Origin of the sequence: Ignisphaera sp. (assembly GCA_038735125.1) — an archaeon.
GTDB lineage: Archaea > Thermoproteota > Thermoprotei_A > Sulfolobales > Ignisphaeraceae > Ignisphaera.
On sequence record JAVYNU010000004.1, the window covers coordinates 24093 to 44398 of the forward strand.

Genomic DNA, 20306 nt, shown 5'->3' on the forward strand with positions numbered 1-20306 from the left:
TAATGGATTTGAGTCTCATAGACATAGTTCTTATTGTTGTAGGCCAGATTCTTATAGCAATAGGTCTTTTCTGCGATTTTGTAGCAGCCATTCTCATGCTTAGATTTCCAAACTTTTTTGTTAGACTTCATGCACTTACCATTGGGAGTATTGGAGGAGCTGTTGTTCCAATGATTGGGGCAGGACTTATAGCCCTTGGCTCACCATTTCTAGGGCAATACAGATGGTTTTTAGCTGGAGGTTCTTTTGTTACAGCATTCTTCACATTTATTTTAGGTGGTGCTGGAAGTCACGCTATTGCAAGAGCTGCATACAAATCTAAAGCAGCTATTTTACGTCCTTGCCATGTTGATCATCTTGCTGAGGATCTTGGTGAGAAAAGTTGTTGAATGGAGTGTTTTCTTTAACAGAGGATATAATATTTGTTGCGATGGGGATTGCAGCAATACTTTCAGTGATATTTGTGGTCTTGGCTATCATAACTAAAGATCTTGTGAAAGCAACTATTTTTTCAGCTGTTCAAAGTACTTTATATGCATTTCTACTTTATCTCTTAATGTCTCCCGACATAGTCTTAGTCTATGTTGCTGTTTCCGTTGGTCTTCTACCTCTAATAACACTTGTTCTTGTGAAGAAGGTTGGGAGATATGAGAAGGTATAGAGATGTAGTCTTCGTATCCTTACCGATAATCACAATAGCACTTATTTTAATACCAACGCTTTTAGGTGCTATAGGGCCTCTTCCACCAATAGATGTTAGAGACCTTGCAAAAACGTATCTATACTTTACATTGGATATATACAATAAAAGTTTGTGGGCCGCTTCCCCAGAAGCTGTAACGGCTATTGTCTGGGATTATAGAGGTTTGGATACATTCTATGAAACAATAGTCTTTTATACAGCTATAATAGGTTGTTTGGCATTGTATAGAGAAGTTGTTAGAAAGCCTGATAGGTCCAAAGGTGAGGGGCTGAGTATTGTTGTGAAGAAAGCAACAGCCATAGCAATGCTTGGCATTGTTGCTGTTGGGGCATCTACTGTTCTCCACGGGATGCTAACGCCTGGTGGGGGTTTCCAGGGAGGATCTATAATAGCAGTTGCCCCAGTCTTAGCGATAGTTGTTTTCTCAAGAATCTTAGTAGACTACTCAAAGATAACCTACGAGAAGGCCATAATGCTTAGAAACTTGAGCATCATTGGAATAGCATTAACAGCTCTAGCACCTCTCATAATATCTCTTGGCAATGCATTTATATTTCAAAACCAGGTAAAAGCCTATACCACCTTCTCATACCCCTCAAGCATACTCGACGTTTTTATGGGAGGCTCACTATGGTTTCTAAACTTGTTTGAAGGTATAGCAGTCTCCATGGCGTTTTTCATAGCATTTAAAGTGCTTCTATATACTGAAGAAACATCGAAGGAGGTTTTAATTGGTGAAGACTATGGATATTAAGACAATTATGTTTGTAGCTACAATAGTTTCTTTGTACATAAACATTGGTGTATGTATATACGGTGTTCTCTCAAAGCCAAATCTAGTTAAAAAATTTATTGCTTTAACCATTTTGCAAGACTCTATAAACACATTTATGATATTAGATGGGTATAGATTGTGGAGAGCTGGTCTTATTCAACCACCTGTTCTTCTAAATTGGAGCCCTACTGAAGAAGATCTCAAACAGTTTATGATGAGAGCTGTAGATCCGTTGCCACAAGCACTTGTGTTAACAGCTATAGTCATAGGATTAGCTGCAAATGTTTTTCTAGCGTCTGTGATCCTTCATCTCTATAGACATTTCGGAACTGTTGATGTTGATATAATTGGAGTGCTGAAGAGGGTGGCAATAAGTGAAGAGCTTAGCTAAAGCCGTAACCCCAATTATAGTAGCATTTGTGATCTATATTATCTACACAGGGGCTGTTACGTTATACGATATTGTAACAGGAGCTTTTGTAGCAATATTATCTGGTGTTGCATTAGCCTCGATGCTTGTAGAGGATTGGAGAAAGAGCCTCGACATTAAGAGATTCTTATATTTGATTAGATACACAATTAGATATTTTATAGTTGATGAGGTTAAATCTCACTTAGATGTTATTAAAATAGGCTTGTCACCTAAAATGCCCATTAAACCAGGGATTGTTAGAGTTCCAATAGAATCTAGATCAGATCACGGCATAATGCTAGTCTCAATATCTATAACTAATACTCCAGGTACTGTTGTTGTGGATATCGATAAGGAGAAGGGTATTCTATATGTTAATTGGATATATGTTAAAAGCGTTGAACCTTTGGAATGCTACAAAGAAATTGCACAAACATTTGATTACTATGCAAAGAAGATATTTGATTAGGTGATGTAGAGTGTACAACCATATAGTCAGTTTAATTCCATTTGTACCAGCAGTCATAGCTGTTCTAATACCTATTGTGTCTATTTTCATAAGAAGTAGATGGCTTATTGCAACACTTCAACTAGTTGCAACTGGATCTATATTTCTATTCTCTATAAAGATTCTACTTGATGTTATTGATAGAGGTGTTGTTGTATATCCATTTGGTGGCTGGCCGCCTCCAATAGGCATTGTATATACAGTTGATTTTATTAATGCTATCTATGGTGTTATAGCAACATCTATTGCTTTAATAACATCGATATACTGTTTCTGGTATTTCAAAGTTGTTGATGGGCCTACGTGGCTATCAACACTTTTGCTTTTGCTAATAGCTGGGGTGACTGGATGTATCTATACAGGCGATATATTCAACTTCTTTGTAATGCTAGAAGTCTTGGCAATTTCATCTTATGTTTTAGTGGCATTCTTTAAGAAGAGGAGGTGGGCTATTGAAGCTGCTGCAAGCTATTCATTTATAGGTGTTTTAGCAACAACATTCTTTCTCTTTGGCGTTGCATATCTCTATCTATCATTTGGAACACTAAATATGGCTGACATTGCTAGCAAATCAAATAATATAGAAGCCCGTATGCTTAGTACATGGAGTGGTGTTTGCAGAGATGGAATATGTTTTGGGAATATACAACTGGCTTCTGCAATGGCTTTAGCATTTATGCTATGGGCTTTAACTTTCGAAGCCGGTCTCTTTCCAAATAACTACTGGCTTCCAAGTGCATATACAGAAGCGCCAACACCTGCCTCAGCAATGTTTGCAGGTGTTGTTGATAAAGTTGGGGCCTATGGAATTCTTAGATTGTTTATCACTATATTCTCTCCTTATAGCTCGATCCTCTTATTCAAGTTGTGGAGCATTCCATTTAGAGACATAATCTTATATATGCTAAGCTTCTTAGGCTTTTTAACAGGGTTGTTAGGAGGTCTCTTAATGACTATTCAAAAAGATGTTAAAAGGTTTTTGTCTTATAGTACAATAAGCCACATAGGACTGTTATTTATTGTTATGGCGGGACTTGCATCAAATCAAAACGAAGATGCTATTGCATTAACTGTTGCTGCACTGCTATTCCACAGTATTACACATGCATTTGGCGAATCTATGCTGTTTATAGGTCTTGGTACACTAGCTACAACTGCAAGAAGTAGAAGAATAAGGGATTTATATGGCTATGGAAGAATCTATCCAGGGATCTCAATAGCTATTGCAATAGGGTCTCTAAGTTTATTGGGGGTAGCTCCACTAGCAGGGTTTTTCAGTAAATACATGCTCTTCTTATCAATGATTAACGGAGGTTTTATATTCTATGCCATTTCCATAATAGTGATTTCAGGAATTACAGCAATAGGTTACTTCAAACTAATTTATGCTTTATTCATACTAAAGCCTTCAAAAATTGAGAAAGCCGATATATCACTTCCAACACATTTATGCTTATCAATGGCTACGATTCTTGTAGTATTGGGAATATTATTCATACAGGGAACACTATACAGCTTTTTAATAAGTAACGCTAAAATTGTTTCAAGTGTTAATGGCATTAAACAGTATATCAAGTCTGTTGAAGATATAGCAAAATTTATGGGTGGAATTCCATGATAGAATTAATCAAATCTCAATATATCGTATTAATAGCTTCTTTGGTTGCCTTCATACCTGTCATTGTGGGGGGTTACATTAGAAAGAGCTTGCTTAGAATTGTTGGCTATGCAGCTATGCTCTCTGCACTTATTACAGGGTTTATCTATGGATATGTTGATTTAACTTCATTCTTATTTGCATTTCTATCACTCATAGTAGGATTTTCATCATCTATGTACACTAATCTATATGAAGTTTTGAAATATGGTTCATCAGATCTTCACATACTTATAGACCTTTTCGCATTTTCTATATACATAACATTTATTGCTCCCAATATAATGCTTTTCATAATTTCTTGGCTTATTGCTGAAATTGTCGGATTTTTCGCAATTGTCTATGAGATTAAGGAAGAGACGTTGAGAGCTGGTTTAAGATATCTTGTTGTCTCTATGGTTCCAGCGGATTTAGCTTTAATGACGTTGCTAGCCTATCTAGCAGTTCTTATAGGGTTTTCAAATGCTATATCTTTACCGGTTACCCAAATCCAAGATACGATAAGTTCTATGCCATCATACATATCAATTATAATTCTGCTAGGCTTTTCTGCCAAAGCTGCTATAGCCCCCCTCCACTTTTGGCTACCAGATGCACATTCCCTTGCCCCTGCACCAGCATCATCAATTTTATCTGGCATAATGGTTAAAATGGGGTTATATGGAATTTTAAGAATTCTCCCCGCCATCGACATATCTACAACCCCCATAATCTTCCTCATTCTAGGTGGCATATCAGCTGTCTATGGAGGTCTTCAAGCAATAGCTCAATCAGATATTAAAAGAATTTTAGCATATAGTACCATAGAGAATACAGGTTTAATGATAATCTCTACAATGCTATATAAGCTGACTAATAGCCCAATATGCTTTGCCGCCTCTATCACACTCATAACTGCTCATGCTCTTTTCAAATCAGCTCTATTCCTAAATTCTGGTACCGTTGAAGTTACTACTCACACTAGAGAAATTGAGAAGTTAGGTGGTTTATCAAGGGTTATTCCACAAGCATCTACATCAGCTTTAACATCAATGCTTTCTCTAATGGGTGTTCCACCAACAATTGGCTTTATAGCAAAACTTCTTTTGATTCTATCGTCTATAGAGTTTCTAATAAAAAATGTTGTTGGTGGAACACTATTGTTAGCCACAATAGCTGTTGCATTAGCATTGGCAATTATATATGGAGTTAAATACCTAGCTGTTTACTGGGGCTCTTGGAAAGCAAAGGACATTGAAGTTAGCAAAAATGCAAGTAGTATTATTAAATGGGAGTTTATACCAGGCTTTCTGGGCATAGCCATGGCTCCTTTAATTCCTGTTCTTCTAAACATCGCAATAACTGCAGAAATTGTGCTTGCCATAGCTTTTAGCACAGCTTTATTTATATTAACAATTACCTATGTGCATACACGTGTAAAAAGGATTTCATATGATAGTATATGGCTTGGAGGCGAAATGCCTTGAGCTACACAGTTGCATCTATAATTAATAGAATTGTCGATGCTTTAAAGCATAGAGTTGTGAGACTTAAACAGCGAAATAGACATATATTATCCTATGTGATAAACTTCGCATTAAAGCTTCATGACATTTTATCTAAAGAAGATAATATTATTAACTTTATGAAGGCAGTTATGAAGACCATTACAATTAATATGCAAAGAGAAGATAATATTATTAACTTTATGAAGAACACTACAATTAGCATGCAAAGACTTCAATGCTCATTAGAGGATTCCCTATCAGTTCAATCACTTCTTCTTCAAATTCTATCAGTTATATCAATAGTTGTTGTAGTGATGGTGGCATGGCTAATGCATTAGAGCTTATATCAATAGCTATTATTTCACTTATTCTATACTCTCTATTACCACCTCTACTAGACGGCATTGAGCGTAAGATAAGAGCTGATATACAAAGTAGAGTTGGTCCTCCAACAGTTTTACAAACTTGGTATGACATATTAAAGTTGATGTCTAAAGAAGTTGTAGCAGCATTAAATGTAAAAGTCGCAACAATTATTCTTTCCATGACCATAACATTACTATTATTTATAGGAGTCTATATCTCTGCACATCTAGCTTTTCAAAACATAAACATCTTCTTTATAGCTACAACAATAGTTTTGGCAATCTCTACGCACATTCTCAATACACTAGTATATACAATATCTTCGAATCCATTTTCATTTATAGGAACGTTTAGAGCTTTAACAATTAATATAGGAAATGAGGTAGGTTTCATCACATTCTACACGCTATCTGCACTAACTATGCTAACTAGTCTTGGAGGTATAACTCTTTTCATAATTTCATTCATACCCCTCCTAATCTCTGTTTTCGTCGCTGGTAAGAGGCTCCCATATGATTTACATGAAGCCGAGCCAGAACTTGCTTCTGGGTCTATAATAGAGTTTTCTGGACCTATTCTAGGCTTATATCTATATAGCCACACTTTAGATAGATATGTTTTTGCATCTATACCAATATCCTTAGCTTTAGCAATATTCAAAAATTATTTGACTAATCCTTTCATATATCTCCTTCTACTACATATTTTCACAATACTTCTATTTCTATTATTTGCTATTGTAAGCATAATGTTGGGAAGATCGAGAATAGATATAGCATTCAAAACAGTCTTCTTTATATATCTTTTAGCTATTCTAATGTGGGTTGGCGTATATGTTTTCACAAACTTCATATCTATATGATAATAGCAACATATTAGACAAAGTTATTAAAAATGTTGGGGGCTTGGGAGCTGAGGTCTTAGAGCGTAAACCTGATTTTACAAGAGTATTTGTTTCTAGAGATAAGCTAGTTGATGTCATCAAAGAGTTGATGAAGCTAGAAAACGTTTATTTAAGGACTATGACAGCATCTGATGAGAGGGAAGTTAATGGCTTTTTTAAGCTATATTATGTTTTTGGTGTTGACTCTCTTCACCACACAATTATTGTAGAAATTCCTCTATCTGAAAATAGCCCATCCGCACCAACGCTCATAGATATTGTTAAAGCTGTTGACTGGTATGAGAAAGAAGCCCATGATCTCATGGGTATAGATTTTGAGGGTAGAAAGCTACATAAATTTGTTTTACCTGATGACTGGCCAGATAAGGTGTATCCTCTAAGGAAGGAGTATGGGATAGAGGATTTGAAGAAGCTATACAAACCTGTTTTCGAATATGCGAAAAAGGTTGAGGCTGAAGCGGCTGTTATCATCCCTATAGGCCCCTATCACCCAGCATTACACGAGCCAGAATACTTTGAGCTTTATGTTAGAGGTGAGAGAGTTGTTGATGCAAGATATGTTGGCTTCATGGTTCATAGAGGTATTGAGAAGCTTGGAGAAAATATGAAGTATGATCAAGTTCCGTTTCTTGCTGAGAGAATATGTGGTATATGTGGCTTTGTGCACTCAACATCATATTGCCAAGCAATTGAAAACGCACTTAAAATAGATGTTCCTGAAAGAGCTCATTTCATAAGATCTATTATTCTAGAAATTGAGAGAATACACAGCCACCTCCTATGGCTTGGGGTAGCCCTCCATCTTCTAGGCTATGACACAGGCTTTATGCATGCATGGAGAATTAGAGAACAGGTCATGGTTTTAGCAGAGCTTTTGACTGGTAGCAGGAAAACATATGGGATAAATATTGTTGGTGGTGTTAGAAGAGATATAGACGAGAATAAGATTAGGAAGTGTCTAAATGTTTTAGACAATGTAGAGAAAGAGTTTAAAACATTTATAGATGTTGCGCTTTCAGTACCCCAAGTCAAGTCTAGGCTTAGAGACACAGGACTGCTTCCGAAAGGCGAAGCCCAAAAACTCTCGCTCGTCGGCCCAACTGCCAGAGGCTCTGGAGTCCCAAGAGACGTCAGAAAAGATTATCCATATGCAGCATACAAACATGTTTCATTTGATGTTATTGTCTATAGCGAGGGCGATAACATGGCCAGAACCCTTGTTAGAGTTGACGAGGTTTTCGAAAGTATAGACATAGTTAGACAGCTTCTAGATAAAATACCCAAAGGCCCTATAGCTGTAGAGAATTGGGATGCAGAGCCATATAAAATTGGTATTGGAAGTGTTGAAGCACCTAGGGGAGAGGTAATACACTTTCTTATAACAGGTAGATACTCTCCATATAGATGGAGAGTTAGGGCACCAACATATCAAAACCTTCCAGCTGTACCCATAATGCTTAGAGATTCAGAGCTTGCAGATGCCCCAATAACAATTGCTAGCATCGACCCATGTTTTTCATGTACAGATAGGGCTCTTGTTATAGAAATTAATAGGGGGAGTATTAAGGAGGTGCCCCTTTTTGTAATATCAAATAAATTTAGATTTGGTGTTTAAAGCTATGGTGAAATTCGTAAAAATAATTCCCATAGCATTAAAGGTAGGCACTGTTACAAGAAAATACCCATTTGAGAGACCTCTCATAACAGAGTCGTTTAGAGGTGCTATAGAAGTTGACCCAGTGAAGTGTACTGGGTGTGGGGCATGCACAAGAATTTGTCCACCTAAAGCACTGTCTCTCATTAGAGAAGGTGAGACGCTTATACTAAGATACTTTGTTGGTAAATGCATATTCTGTGGTATGTGTGCTGATATATGTCCTGAAAAAGCTATAGCCATTACAAAGGAATTCGAGCTTGCATCTGAAAATCTAAGTGAACTCAATGTAGATGTTGAACATGAACTGAAGAAATGTGTTAAATGTGGGGCAACATTTGTGTCTACAAAGCTTTTGAATAAGGTTAGAAGCCAGGTAGAGGCTTTACCAGACGACATTGCTGAACTGTGTCCGAATTGCAGAAGATTAGAAATTCTAAAGAGATTTACGGGTGGAAGGTAGAAAATCCATGGATATTACAACAATCTCTAGCTTTAGTAAAGAGGATTTAGAGAAAGCACTTAAAAGAATTAAGAGAAGCATTTGGGTTTACCACATCAATACGGGTGGTTGTAATGGATGCGACATAGAGATTCTAGATGTTTTAACGCCGTGGTTTGATGTTGAGAGATTCGGTATTAAACTTGTTGCAAGCCCTAGACACGCTGACTTAGCCTTAGTGACAGGCCCTATAACAATAAAGACTCTTCCAAGAGTTGTAAAAGCTTTGAGGGCTATGCCAAGACCTAGACTAGTTCTTGCAATAGGTTCCTGTGCTGTGGGCGGAAATATATGGTTTGAATCATATTCAACTATAGGAGGCTTCTACAAAATCTTAGATAAGTTGCATGAGCTTGGAGTAGAAATAGATAAGATTGTTTATGTCCCTGGCTGTCCTGCAAGACCAGAAGCTATTATATATGGAGTTGCCCTCCTCCTAGGGCTTGTAAAACAAAAAGTTCATTATGTGAGGAAAAAGGCATGAAAAAAGCAAGAATTGTAATATGTAAAGAGGTTGAGCGTGAGCCCCTGCCAATTTTACTGCCAAGACACATTACATCCCCTATAGCTGTATGCAGAGATGTCGTGGAGATGGATTTAGAAAAACTTTCAAGAGAAATCCTGGAAGATATAAACGAAAGGGGATATGCATTAATAACATCATCTAATGGAAATAAAGAAGCTATTAAGGGGATTGCAAATATAGAAATTGAAGAGAATGAATATATAAAGATTTTTGTAGAGTGATTGAAAATAGTTTAGAGGTGAATTGTATGAGATTTGCATTCCTATGCAGGGAAGGTGGAGGAAAAAGAGGTTCTGTAGCTGTTGTAGGTGCAGGGCCAGCGGGTCTAGCAGCAGCAGGATATCTTGCATGCGAGGGTTTTGAAGTTGACGTCTATGATAAACTTCCATATGCAGGAGGCATGATGATGTTTGCTATACCAAGTTACAGGATCTATCCTGACAACATTATTGAGGGTGTTGAGGATCTTAGAGATAGGATGTCAGTTAAATTCTACTTTAACACAAAGGTTTTTGCAAAAGGGCAGAAGAGACATGATGAAGGAGATGAATTTGTTAAAAATGTTGTTGAGCTTGAGGATATAGTTGAGAAGTATAAAGCTGTCTTAATTGCTACTGGAACGTGGAGCTCAAGGAAACTTGATGTTGAGGGTGAGGACAGCAAAAACGTTTTCTCAGCCCTCGAATATTTATATCATTGGAGAATATATGAAGAGGGGCTTGTATCAGAGAAACCACCAAAAGGAAACAGGATTGTGGTGATTGGAGCAGGTCTCTCAGCTGTTGACGCAGCTGAAAAGGCTTTGGAGACGGGTGCAGAGGTTTTCATGGTCTATAGAAGAACTATTTTCGAGGCTCCCGCAGGGGTATACACAATAAACAGCTTGATTAGAGAAGGTGTTAAGTGGATGGAGCTTCTCCAACCAACGAAAATAATATCTAAAAATGGTTTTGCAACAGGTGTTGAGTTTGTGAAGATGAGGCTTGGTGAACCAGATGAAACTGGCAGGCCAAGGCCAATACCAATACCAGGTTCTGAATTTGTTATAGAAGTGGACTTGGTTATACTTGCGGTTGGAGAGATCCCTACACCTCCATTCATGGGACAATACACATCGGTATCATCAGATAAATCAGGTAGAATAATTGTTAATAGATATCATCAGACAAGCAAAGCAAATGTTTTTGCTGCAGGAGATGTTGTTACCGGACCAACATTTATAGGCAAAGCTTTTAGCGGTGGTCTTAGAGCAGGAAAAAGTATTAGTAGTTATCTGAGTTATGGAAAGCTTTGATGGTGATTGTATGAGCAACAAACCCTCCTCTATCATTCAAGAGATTGGGATAAGAAGATTTATATTATATGATAGATGTATTGGTTGCTACACATGCGAAGAGGTTTGCAGATTCCTGCACGACGATGAAGCCACATTCATAAGACTATACGAAATCGAAAGCGGATTAAGAAAACCTATATCATGTTTCCACTGCACCAAAGCACCTTGTGTAACAGTTTGCCCTACAAAGGCGCTTATCTTTGATAAGGATGGAGCCGTAATAACAAGAACCATGAGATGCATAGGATGCACATCATGTGTTATAGCATGCCCATTCGGAATACCAGAGCTTTTGCCAATAGGTCATGTAGTTAAATGCGATCTCTGTTCAAAGCTTAGATCTCAAGAGCTGGAACCTGGATGCATAGCTACATGCCCTACAAATGCCATTGTGTTTGGAACTCCGGAAAACATTACAAAGACTGTTCGTAAATTGACTCTCACAAAGCTTGTTGAAGCTTTTAAAGAAGGGGGTAGAGCAATTAGATAATGCACCAATATAAATTTTTGATAGATAAAAGGCTTTAAATAATTATAAAAATCTGCTGTCTTTATGTTGTCTCACTATTTCATATGTCATAGTTATTGGTATTCTATTCTTTGAGAGAATAAAATCAATTCTTCTAAGCTATAAACTTCTTAACTTATTCGATTGCTATATACGCCATATATTCCATAACTTTTGTTGCATGAAATGCTTTATGTCTAAAATTTAGCTGTTCATTCAAAGCTGTGAGTTGAGATGCTTTAGGAGTGTTGGAGCAGGTTTATAGAAATGTGATTACATAATTGAACGATAGTTATACTGACTTTATGATGTGGTGGTTTTCTCCCTAAAACGCGAATCTTCATGTTGGTTGTAGATGATTGCATTTGTTGTTTTCAACTCCTGCTTTAGTTCTGTGAGATATCTTTCAATAATTTCAATTCTTTTAATAGCCATCCTCTTTCCAGGTTCAGTAAACATCATTTTCGGCAACTTTAGAATCTTATCATAGAAGTGCTTCAAGCTATCTTCAAGTGATCTACCTTTATTACAGCTATGTGAAAAGACTCTTGCTATGCCTATCGCCCCCATAGCATCTAGTTTATCAGCATCACTAAGTATCTTAGCTTCAATAGCTCTGGGTTCTTTACCCTCAGAAAAGCTATGAGATTCTATGGCTTCTACAACCCTGGTTATTCTATCCTTTGGATAGTTTGCAAGCTCTAAAAGTATCCTAGCAATCTCTGCACTTCTCTTAGCATGTCCCTCATCACTATAGAGCCTCCCAATATCATGCAGAAGAGCTACCAACTCCAAAACCTCTCTATCAACAGATTCTTCAATACTGCTAGCAATCTCCAAAGCCAGCTCTCTAACCCTTAACACGTGACCAATACCATGCGCAACATCGTCTGGAACCAGCATTATAACAAGTTTTTCTATCAAATCAACAACTCTGCTCCTCTCTCCAATAAGCATATTCAACCCCGAAAAATGGCTTTTAAAGAATTGGATAATGTTAATAGATTAAAAATGTGATCTATTTTATAATTTAAACCAGGGATGGTGCTGACGCTGGAGCGGGTGGTTGTGGAGTTGTCTTAAGTCTTTCAATGCTTCTACCAAGGGCTATATACATAAGTATCCATGCTACGAACATTGCAAATGGTATGATTATGCCTAGTATGAAGAGTATTCCAGCTGCTAGATAAAGACCATCATGTTCAACATCATTAAATTTAAATGCAAGTATTATAATCCCTATATAGCCTAGGATCACAAGTATCAAACTAATTATTATTATAACCATACCGGCAGCTAGCGCCATAAGAGCTCCTCCTGTAATGAATTGCCCACCGTGAGACATAGTGGCAGGGAGATAGAAGATGATCCCCATAACAGCAACAATAATTCCTACTATTAACAGTATCACTCCCCATACATATCCAATTCTTATAAGTGTTGAAGCTGTTGAGAACCTGTCATCGACTTTGGAAAGCCTTCTAACACCTGGAACCAACCCCATATACAAGCCAATCAAAATCACTGTAAATCCTATGAGCAAAAAGATTATAGCTACAATGCTTCCAAATATTGCATGTAGTACATTGTGTGGAGCTGCAGGTGCTGCTAATATCGTTGGCATTGACAACACTATCATCAGGTCTCCAATACCGGTGAGCAGGTATCCTATCACCATTAGCAGTGCTACTGATCTAATCTTCTGTAGAGGCTCTGCCAATGATGGGCTAGCAGCTGGTGTAGACACCTCTCTACACCAACATTGTTTATGAAGAGCAGATATATATAAATTATTGAATTTACTTGGATTTGTTTGCCCTAGGCGACTTCTTCACCGCTACAATAAATGTTTATATATCTATCTACTGCATAGTGTATTTGGTGCTATTTATGAAGAGAAGGACATTGCTAATTATAATAGTTTCGATGGCTGTTATTGCATCGATTGTTTTGGGGGTTACCATATGGTCTTTCATGCAGCAGATTGAGAGACTGAGGATAGGGGCAGTAGCATTGATAGAGCTCAGCGGGACTATAAGCTATAGCAGCGCTTCTCTAAATATAGTTTCAAGCGGCTCTATAACACCATCCGATGTGAAGTACTATGTAGATCAAGCCCTCTCTGACCCATCTATAAAAGCTGTTGTCATATCAATTAACAGTCCAGGTGGGTCTGCGGCGGCATCTGAAGAGATATACCAGTTGATTAAGAGGTTGGCCAAGTCGAAGCCTGTTGTCGTCTATTCCCCAGAGGTTTTGGCTAGTGGCGGCTACTACATCTCTCTACCAGCACAAAAAATTGTGGTGAATCCACATGCACTTGTAGGCTCTGTTGGCGCTGTCATGGAGATCATTAACATTGAGGATCTCCTCAATAAGCTCGGGGTCAATGTAACTGTGCTAAAATCTGGTGTGTACAAGGATATCACATCCCCGTTTAGGCCACCGACGCAAAAAGAGATTGGGATTCTGCAGGACATCATCAATAAGACTGCCCAGGTATTCATAGAGAGGGTCAGGGAACACAGAAACATTAGCGATAGCGAAGTTTTCCAGGCGAGGATATACCTTGGCGAAGACGCTGTCAAAGTGGGTTTGGCAGACTATGTCGGCACACTAGACGACGCGGTCAATATAGCTAGGCAACTAGCTGGCCTATCTCCACAGGCACCAGTTATAAAGATCGAGAAGCCAAAGGGCTTGCTACAACAGCTTCTAGGCTTAGATATTGGGATCAAAGGTGTTGAGATAAAAATTGGCGGACCAAGTAACTTAGAAAGCTATTTATCAACAGAGTTCGTGGGCAAGCCACTATACCTGTGGATGCCCAGCCCAAGCTAATCTAGATGCAAACCAGTTTTAGAGTTATGGCTTTTAGCATTAAATAAAAATTAGATCCTTAGACCATAAATGCATTGAAAACCTCTCTTTAACTTCGAATTTTTGTTCTGAAATCCAATGCAAGCAACAGGGACATACATTACCCAGAGCTAGCTATGCGAGGGTATGGTCAGGGTATACTAAATGTTTTGTTCAATTGTTTTCAGAGCTGTGTAATTATTGATCATGAGGCTTGTTGGGGGGTATAAGCATCATTAGCTTAATGCTCTCATCTATATACAGATATATACTTTAGATATCTACAGAAAAATATCTTTGGCTGATCAGATATGGGCATGGACAGATTTGTTGGAAAGGTATGTGTTGTGACCGGTGGTGCTAGGGGGATAGGCGCTGCCATAGCTTATAGACTGGGTTTAGAGGGGTGCAAAGTAGCTATACTAGATATTGACAGTGATGCTGGTGAGCATAGGGTTAAGATATTTGGTTCTAGGGGCATAGAATCAATTTTTGTATATGCTGATGTATCTAATGAAGAGCATGTTAGAGATGCTATGGACACTGTCTACAAAAGGTTCAAAGCTATAAACGTTCTTGTTAATAATGCTGGAATAGGATTCCATGGCAAGAGTTTAGAGGAGCAGTCACTAGATGAGTGGAAAAGGGTTATAGATGTTAATCTTACTGGCCCCTGGTTATGCTCGAAACATGCTGTTAGGTATATGAAGATGAACGGCGGTGTTATAATCAATATTGCTTCTACAAGAGCATTTCAGTCAGAGCCAAATACAGAGCCGTACTCGGCTTCCAAAGGTGGGTTAGTGGCGTTGACACACTCTTTAGCGATATCCCTTGCAAGATATGGCATAAGAGTTGTTTCCATCTCGCCTGGCTGGGTAGATACATCAGCTTGGCAGATCCCACCAAAAGAGTCTAGGCTATCACCATTGGATCACATGTGGCACCCTGCTGGAAGGGTTGGGAGACCAGAGGATATAGCTACTCTAGTAGCCTTTCTAGCATCTGATGAAGCATCATGGATAACTGGTGTGAATATAGTTATAGATGGTGGTGTATCCGCTAAGATGGTGTACCTAGATGAGAACGTTATTGAAGAGGGCTTGGCAATGCTCTTCCAAGACAGGGATCTTGGGAAGATGTTTAGAGAACTTATTGAGAGGGTTAAGGGGTATAGAAGTGTAGAAGATGCTAAGAAGAAACTTGGGGAAATCCTAAAAACACTGTAGAGCTGTTTTACATAAGGAGCAACACTAAAAATTTTATATATGACTACACAAAAACCCTAATTGGTGGCATAGACTATGAGAATAGGGGTTATAGGAACAGGTATAATGGGGTCTAATCTAGCCAAATGCCTCTCTTCTAAGGGTATAGATGTAAATATTTATAGCAGAAGCTATGAGAAGGCAGTAAAGATAGCTTCTGAGATAGGCGGGAAAGCCTATGACGATGTTAAGAAGCTTGTAGCTGATAACGATGCCGTGATTGTTTTTGTTACCGATGATAGTGCTGTACTCGATGTTGCTACCGCCATAGCTTCTGGGGGCAGATTTAAAAGAGGACTATTGATAAACGCTAGCACAGTAGTGCCATCAACTAGTATTGCAGCAATGAAGATTCTCAGAAATGCTGGTGTAAACTATTTAGAGTCTCCTGTTTATGGAAGTGGTGATGAGGCTAGGGAATGCAGGCTCTTATCAATGGTTGGAGGAGATAAGAACCTATTTGAGGAGAGCAAAAAGATTTTCGAGTTGTATAGCCAGAGGGTTATATATGTTGGCGAAGTTCCAAAGGCTATGACACTCAAGCTAGCGTTAAACCACATAGGCCTGTCCATACCGGGTATATTAGCAGAGTCTCTAGCACTCCTAACAGCATGGGATGTAGACATAGACGTTTTTAGAGAAGTTGCAAAGAATCTTTGGTTTGGCTCTATCATTGAGAGGTACTGGAGTAGAGTATTTGAGGAGAGGCCACCCAGATTCAAAACTTGGATGGCTGGAAAAGACTATATGTGTATAGCATCAGCATTAAAAGAGAAGAGGATACCGTCGATAGTAGCAGAAGCAATGTCAACCCTATATATGATGGCTAGTTCAACAGGATATAGAGAAAAAGACTATCCACAAATAGCAAAATATTTCATAGAGCTTGCCAACAAAACAAAGACACTAGAAAACAGCTAAAACATGAATCAAATAGCTATAAACCTAACAGATTTTTGGAAGTATTGCCCAGCCTAATAAGTTAAAACCGCATTAAGTAAGTCGCTGTTCTATTACCATTAACCGAGGCATTTAACCAATCATTCTAGATTCTATATAGTTACTAGAGCTATGAGTAGAACTATGGGTAAGGATTAAAGCTAAGATTGTTTTGTTCAAAACCAGTTCTCTGGTCTTGGGTTAACACCATCTCCTCGCAAGGTTTTATCATGGCTATTCTAAAGCTCTTTTACTAAAATACTATTTATAGTCTCCCAGTGTAGTGGTCTCCGCCACTTACTGTTTATCTATACCCTAAACAATCTTTGCTAAACTTGAGATCGAATGTGCTTTGGCTAAGCTGTTATATTCACACAAGCTAAATTTATATTCCGTTTAATGCAAATTTTGTTTGTGAGGCGTTGTTTAATGGAGGAAGATGATTGGGACGAGTTTTATAGAATGGCTCGAGAAATCTTTAATAAGTTGTTCAACGAGTTTCTAAAGGACTTTAATGATCTGTTTGAATACCTTGGAGAGGATCCCAGTAATAGAAGATTCTATGGTTTTAAAATAGAGATTGGGCCAGACGGTGTACCAAAGATATATAGATTTGGCGATGAGTGGCAAGATAAACCAAGGGTTACTGTAGTAGATGAGAAGCCGGGTGTTGATGAGCCTCTAGTAGATGTTTATGACGAGGGTAATTCTATAAGAGTTGTAGTTGAGTTTCCAGGGGTTAGCGAGCAGGATATAGCTGTTGCACCTATTGACGATAGACACCTTCTTTTAGAGGTTGTCGACGGCTACAAAAGGTATAGAAAAGAGATTGAGTTACCAGCTGATGTAGAGTCTGGATCCATTAAGCACTCTTACAGGAATGGACTAATAGAGATAGTTGCTTTGAAAAAGCGGAAGAGGATAGAGAGAGACCAACACTAACACCCACAAATTTCTGGTTATTGTAGCCTCAATTTTTGATTATATCTAACCACTTATATGAGTGACTAGAACTATGATCAAAGATGCAAAGTTCAATGACAACAATTATTCTTACCACCCTTTCCCACTTCTTGTCAAATGTATAACAGCAATGGGTTTGCACAAAGCTTTGTCAATTCTAACACTATTTGGATATGGGTATCAGGTATTCCATGCACTAGACAAGCAACTTGTTATCACTTGTTGGTGGCAACAGCTCTATAGCTTCAAAAAAGTTTTATGAGTAGTATTCCTTCTGATGTAGGGATTGTGAAAACCATGTAGTTTCTACCTTCAATAACATCTTTGTAGAAGTTGTGTACCATGTATGCATTGTGAAATGCTATAACACCTCCACCTGCAATCTTGCTCAAAGCCCTTACAAGAAATGCTCTATATAAATTCTTATCTATATCAACGAATGCGAAGTTTATATCACCGTCTCCAAAGGTTTCGATAAAGTCTACAGCATTTTGATTCACTACTTCCACATCTACACATCTAGTAGTTATCTTACTGAAATTCTTTTTCAAAACTTCATATCTCTCCCTATTCCACTCCACAGCAAACACAGTGCCTCTAACACATAGATCTTCGAGAGGGGCAACTATCCAGAGAGTTGAATAGCCCACACCAGCACCAGCATCAACAGCTATAAACTTTCCGTAACGATTAACCATTGTAGATATAATTGTGTATAGAACCAGCCCATCCTCCCTATCAATTCTTGGCACAAACATTCTATCAGATATATCCTCGAAATACTCAATGAAATCGAGTAACCTGTTCAATTATATCAACCATGTAGTAACAATTTCTATTCTACATAATCGATCTAATAAACTTGTGTCAAATAATACATTAAGTTGCGATCGAAAGCATTGCCCCTTATAATGGGAGGGAATCAGAGCTTCTTGCCCGCTCATTTCTTCAGTCTGATCTAGGTTCATCATATTTCAGCCCGGATTTCACTCATCAAATATGCTTCAATCGTTTAAATCTATTAATCTGTTTTTAGAAACATATATCTTTATAATAACTTTTGTGGATGGCAAAGGCTTTGACTGGAGTCTCTTTAGAAAAGCTGTTGGATGATGCTACAATCAACTCTATGACAATATTTTAGGTCTAGATAGCGAGATCTATGGTTTTAGCTAACTATTCTCTGAATCTCTATTCTTTGCCTAGGCTCTTTTAATCCATATGTTGCTATGACTAGGTCTCCGTAGCTTACATATCCAAGCTCTATGGCTTTCTGCACCGTTTTTTGAAGACCTTCTTCATAGTTGTTTGATTCTACGCGGAGTGGCTGTATCCCCCATAGTATAGCCAGTTTTCTCATTATGGATATGTTTGAGGAGCCTACATAAACTGGTATTGTTGGTCTTAGCGATGATATTCTCTTTGCTGTGTTTCCGTATAGGCTGAAAACAACAAGCTTGGCATTCATATCCTCTGCAAGCTCTATAACACCCTTTGCAAACATTAGCCTCAGCTCACTTATGTTTTTCCTAGCTTTCTTGGCTATGTCCTCGAACTCGCTTTTGAGTGTGCTTCTCTCTACAAAGTTAACAATTTTTATCAGCCACGACACAGCCTCTAGAGGGTACTTGCCGACAGCCGTCTCCCCAGTCAGCATCAAAGCATCTACACCCATCTCAACAGCTGTACTAACATCAACAACCTCTGCTCTTGTTGGAACAGGTTTCTCAACCATTGACTCTAGAAGCTGTGTTGCCACAATAACTGGCTTTCTGTGTTGCAGAGCCTTGTCAACAATTGTGCTCTGAAGAGAGTGTATCTCCTCTAACCCAAAGTTCATCCCCAGATCCCCTCTTGCAACCAGAACAACATCGCTTTTCCCAATAATCTCATCTAGATTCTTTATAGCACTCTTGGTCTCTATCTTAGCTATTATCCCAATGTCTTCTCTTCCAACCCTCCTAAGATAGTCCCTTAGAATATCTATGTCGCTCCCACTCCTAACATAGCTAAGCCCAATATAGTCGAAATCATGGGCTATAGCAAACTTCACATTGTTCATATCAGCCTCGCTAAGAGGTGGCAGATCAATCTCCTTATTGTATACAGTAACAGCTTTTCTAGATGTTATAACAGATTCTGTTAGAGCAGTTATCTCAATGTAGTCTGTCTGAATCTCTGAGACCCTGAGCCTCGTTCTCCCATCATCCATGACAAGAATGTCCCCCTCCTCAACAGCATCAAAAAACTTGTTTATAGGCATTGGAATAATCTTCTCATTTCCACCTTTAGCCTCTAGACCAGATACAATACGAGCGGTTTCACCTTTCTTCAAAACTATAGGTTGCTCAACCCTGCCAATCCTAATTGAAGGCCCTTGCAGATCACCTATCAAAGCAACTGGTCTTCCAAGTTTGCTTTCAGCAGACCTAATTGCTTCAACATATTTTGCCCAATCCTCGGGAGAACCATGAGAGAAGTTTATTCGAAACCCTGAGACCCCAGCCTTAATCATACTTAAAATCGTTGCAGCATCACTACTTGCAGGGCCTATAGATGCTATAACCTTTGTGAATAAAGGCATTGTCATTTTCACCAAGCCTATAGCTTATACCAACCTTGTTTATAGGGGTATAAATATTTGATCAACAGCATTGTTAGAATTATCAACTCTGCTGAGAAACCTCGACAATAATCTTGTTTGCAACCCCTCTCGAAAGAGCGACCACCCTACCAAAACCACTGTCAAGAGCTACTATGACATGGCCAGAGCTATTGTCTATAACCTTTATCTTCGCCCCATTGACAAACCCCATTCCTATCAGCCTTGCCTTCAGCCCTGGACCCGCAACAATGTCTACTACCGTAGCTACTGTATTTGGTGGCAGATCCGCTAGATACACCTTTAATCGCCTCTGCGATAACTAATCCACTCTAAA

24 protein-coding genes are annotated in these 20306 nt (G+C 38.5%); 19 read left to right on the forward strand and 5 right to left on the reverse strand.

All coding sequences use genetic code 11. From position 1 onward, the window contains the following. Positions 1–2 precede the first annotated feature (2 nt). The 15 genes from mnhG to QW284_05695 are packed head-to-tail and all read left to right on the forward strand — an operon-like array spanning position 3 to position 11320. A complete protein-coding gene (gene mnhG, locus QW284_05625; protein ID MEM0339145.1) occupies positions 3–389 on the forward strand; it encodes a monovalent cation/H(+) antiporter subunit G in 387 nt (128 codons plus the stop codon). 5 nt (positions 390–394) lie between these two features. Continuing rightward, positions 395–661, forward strand: coding sequence for a hydrogenase subunit MbhD domain-containing protein (locus QW284_05630; protein MEM0339146.1), 267 nt, complete (start codon positions 395–397; stop codon positions 659–661). Beyond that, positions 648–1457, forward strand: a complete 810-nt coding sequence (locus tag QW284_05635; GenBank protein MEM0339147.1) for an MnhB domain-containing protein — start codon at positions 648–650, stop codon at positions 1455–1457. Before QW284_05630 ends, QW284_05635 begins: the two co-directional genes overlap by 14 nt. After that, entirely contained in the window at positions 1447–1869 is a 423-nt protein-coding gene (locus tag QW284_05640; protein ID MEM0339148.1) for a sodium:proton antiporter, read from the forward strand. The genes QW284_05635 and QW284_05640 overlap by 11 nt, the downstream gene beginning before the upstream one ends. Next, positions 1853–2359, forward strand: a complete 507-nt coding sequence (locus QW284_05645; GenBank protein ID MEM0339149.1) for a Na+/H+ antiporter subunit E — start codon at positions 1853–1855, stop codon at positions 2357–2359. The genes QW284_05640 and QW284_05645 overlap by 17 nt, the downstream gene beginning before the upstream one ends. A gap of 10 nt (positions 2360–2369) precedes the next feature. Beyond that, positions 2370–4016: a proton-conducting transporter membrane subunit gene (locus QW284_05650; GenBank protein ID MEM0339150.1), complete on the forward strand. Its 1647-nt coding sequence runs from the start codon at positions 2370–2372 to the stop codon at positions 4014–4016. Next, positions 4013–5521 (forward strand): proton-conducting transporter membrane subunit, encoded by a 1509-nt coding sequence (locus QW284_05655; protein ID MEM0339151.1) that lies wholly within the window; start codon positions 4013–4015, stop codon positions 5519–5521. The genes QW284_05650 and QW284_05655 overlap by 4 nt, the downstream gene beginning before the upstream one ends. Beyond that, complete coding sequence (locus tag QW284_05660; protein ID MEM0339152.1) at positions 5518–5880, forward strand: hypothetical protein; 363 nt, start codon at positions 5518–5520, stop codon at positions 5878–5880. The genes QW284_05655 and QW284_05660 overlap by 4 nt, the downstream gene beginning before the upstream one ends. Beyond that, a complete protein-coding gene (locus QW284_05665; protein ID MEM0339153.1) occupies positions 5865–6770 on the forward strand; it encodes an NADH-quinone oxidoreductase subunit H in 906 nt (301 codons plus the stop codon). Before QW284_05660 ends, QW284_05665 begins: the two co-directional genes overlap by 16 nt. Continuing rightward, complete coding sequence (locus QW284_05670) at positions 6742–8427, forward strand: NADH-quinone oxidoreductase subunit C (protein ID MEM0339154.1); 1686 nt, start codon at positions 6742–6744, stop codon at positions 8425–8427. Before QW284_05665 ends, QW284_05670 begins: the two co-directional genes overlap by 29 nt. A gap of 4 nt (positions 8428–8431) precedes the next feature. Continuing rightward, positions 8432–8929, forward strand: coding sequence for a 4Fe-4S binding protein (locus QW284_05675; protein ID MEM0339155.1), 498 nt, complete (start codon positions 8432–8434; stop codon positions 8927–8929). A gap of 7 nt (positions 8930–8936) precedes the next feature. Next, complete coding sequence (locus QW284_05680; GenBank protein MEM0339156.1) at positions 8937–9452, forward strand: NADH-quinone oxidoreductase subunit B family protein; 516 nt, start codon at positions 8937–8939, stop codon at positions 9450–9452. Further along, on the forward strand, positions 9449–9715 hold the full coding sequence (locus QW284_05685) for a hypothetical protein (GenBank protein MEM0339157.1): 267 nt from the start codon (positions 9449–9451) through the stop codon (positions 9713–9715). Before QW284_05680 ends, QW284_05685 begins: the two co-directional genes overlap by 4 nt. Before the next feature lie 26 nt (positions 9716–9741). Then, positions 9742–10788, forward strand: a complete 1047-nt coding sequence (locus tag QW284_05690; GenBank protein MEM0339158.1) for an FAD-dependent oxidoreductase — start codon at positions 9742–9744, stop codon at positions 10786–10788. Positions 10789–10798: 10 nt separating this feature from the next. Beyond that, positions 10799–11320, forward strand: a complete 522-nt coding sequence (locus QW284_05695) for a 4Fe-4S dicluster domain-containing protein (protein ID MEM0339159.1) — start codon at positions 10799–10801, stop codon at positions 11318–11320. Between the two features lie 321 nt (positions 11321–11641). Here the strand turns inward: QW284_05695 and QW284_05700 are convergent, their stop codons facing one another. Further along, complete coding sequence (locus QW284_05700) at positions 11642–12295, reverse strand: HD domain-containing protein (protein MEM0339160.1); 654 nt, start codon at positions 12293–12295, stop codon at positions 11642–11644. Positions 12296–12368: 73 nt separating this feature from the next. Further along, positions 12369–13085: a DUF973 family protein gene (locus tag QW284_05705; GenBank protein ID MEM0339161.1), complete on the reverse strand. Its 717-nt coding sequence runs from the start codon at positions 13083–13085 to the stop codon at positions 12369–12371. Positions 13086–13228: 143 nt separating this feature from the next. On the opposite strand from QW284_05705, the gene sppA reads away from it, so the two are divergent. The 4 genes from sppA (at position 13229) to QW284_05725 (ending at position 17346) form a co-directional block, all read left to right on the forward strand. After that, positions 13229–14179 carry a signal peptide peptidase SppA gene (sppA, locus tag QW284_05710; GenBank protein MEM0339162.1) on the forward strand — a complete coding sequence of 317 codons (951 nt, stop codon included), beginning with the start codon at positions 13229–13231 and terminating at the stop codon, positions 14177–14179. A gap of 329 nt (positions 14180–14508) precedes the next feature. Beyond that, entirely contained in the window at positions 14509–15426 is a 918-nt protein-coding gene (locus QW284_05715) for an SDR family oxidoreductase (protein ID MEM0339163.1), read from the forward strand. A 75-nt stretch (positions 15427–15501) separates the two neighbouring features. Continuing rightward, complete coding sequence (locus QW284_05720; GenBank protein MEM0339164.1) at positions 15502–16386, forward strand: NAD(P)-dependent oxidoreductase; 885 nt, start codon at positions 15502–15504, stop codon at positions 16384–16386. A 447-nt stretch (positions 16387–16833) separates the two neighbouring features. Next, positions 16834–17346, forward strand: coding sequence for an Hsp20/alpha crystallin family protein (locus QW284_05725; GenBank protein MEM0339165.1), 513 nt, complete (start codon positions 16834–16836; stop codon positions 17344–17346). Between the two features lie 266 nt (positions 17347–17612). Here QW284_05725 and QW284_05730 read toward each other — a convergent pair whose 3' ends face one another. The 3 genes from QW284_05730 to QW284_05740 all read right to left on the reverse strand — a co-directional run bounded on the left by QW284_05730 (position 17613) and on the right by QW284_05740 (position 20270). Further along, entirely contained in the window at positions 17613–18176 is a 564-nt protein-coding gene (locus QW284_05730; protein ID MEM0339166.1) for a class I SAM-dependent methyltransferase, read from the reverse strand. A 359-nt stretch (positions 18177–18535) separates the two neighbouring features. Further along, positions 18536–19951, reverse strand: coding sequence for a pyruvate kinase (gene pyk / locus QW284_05735; GenBank protein MEM0339167.1), 1416 nt, complete (start codon positions 19949–19951; stop codon positions 18536–18538). Between the two features lie 82 nt (positions 19952–20033). Continuing rightward, positions 20034–20270: a FeoA family protein gene (locus QW284_05740; protein MEM0339168.1), complete on the reverse strand. Its 237-nt coding sequence runs from the start codon at positions 20268–20270 to the stop codon at positions 20034–20036. Between the last annotated feature and the right edge of the window lie 36 nt (positions 20271–20306).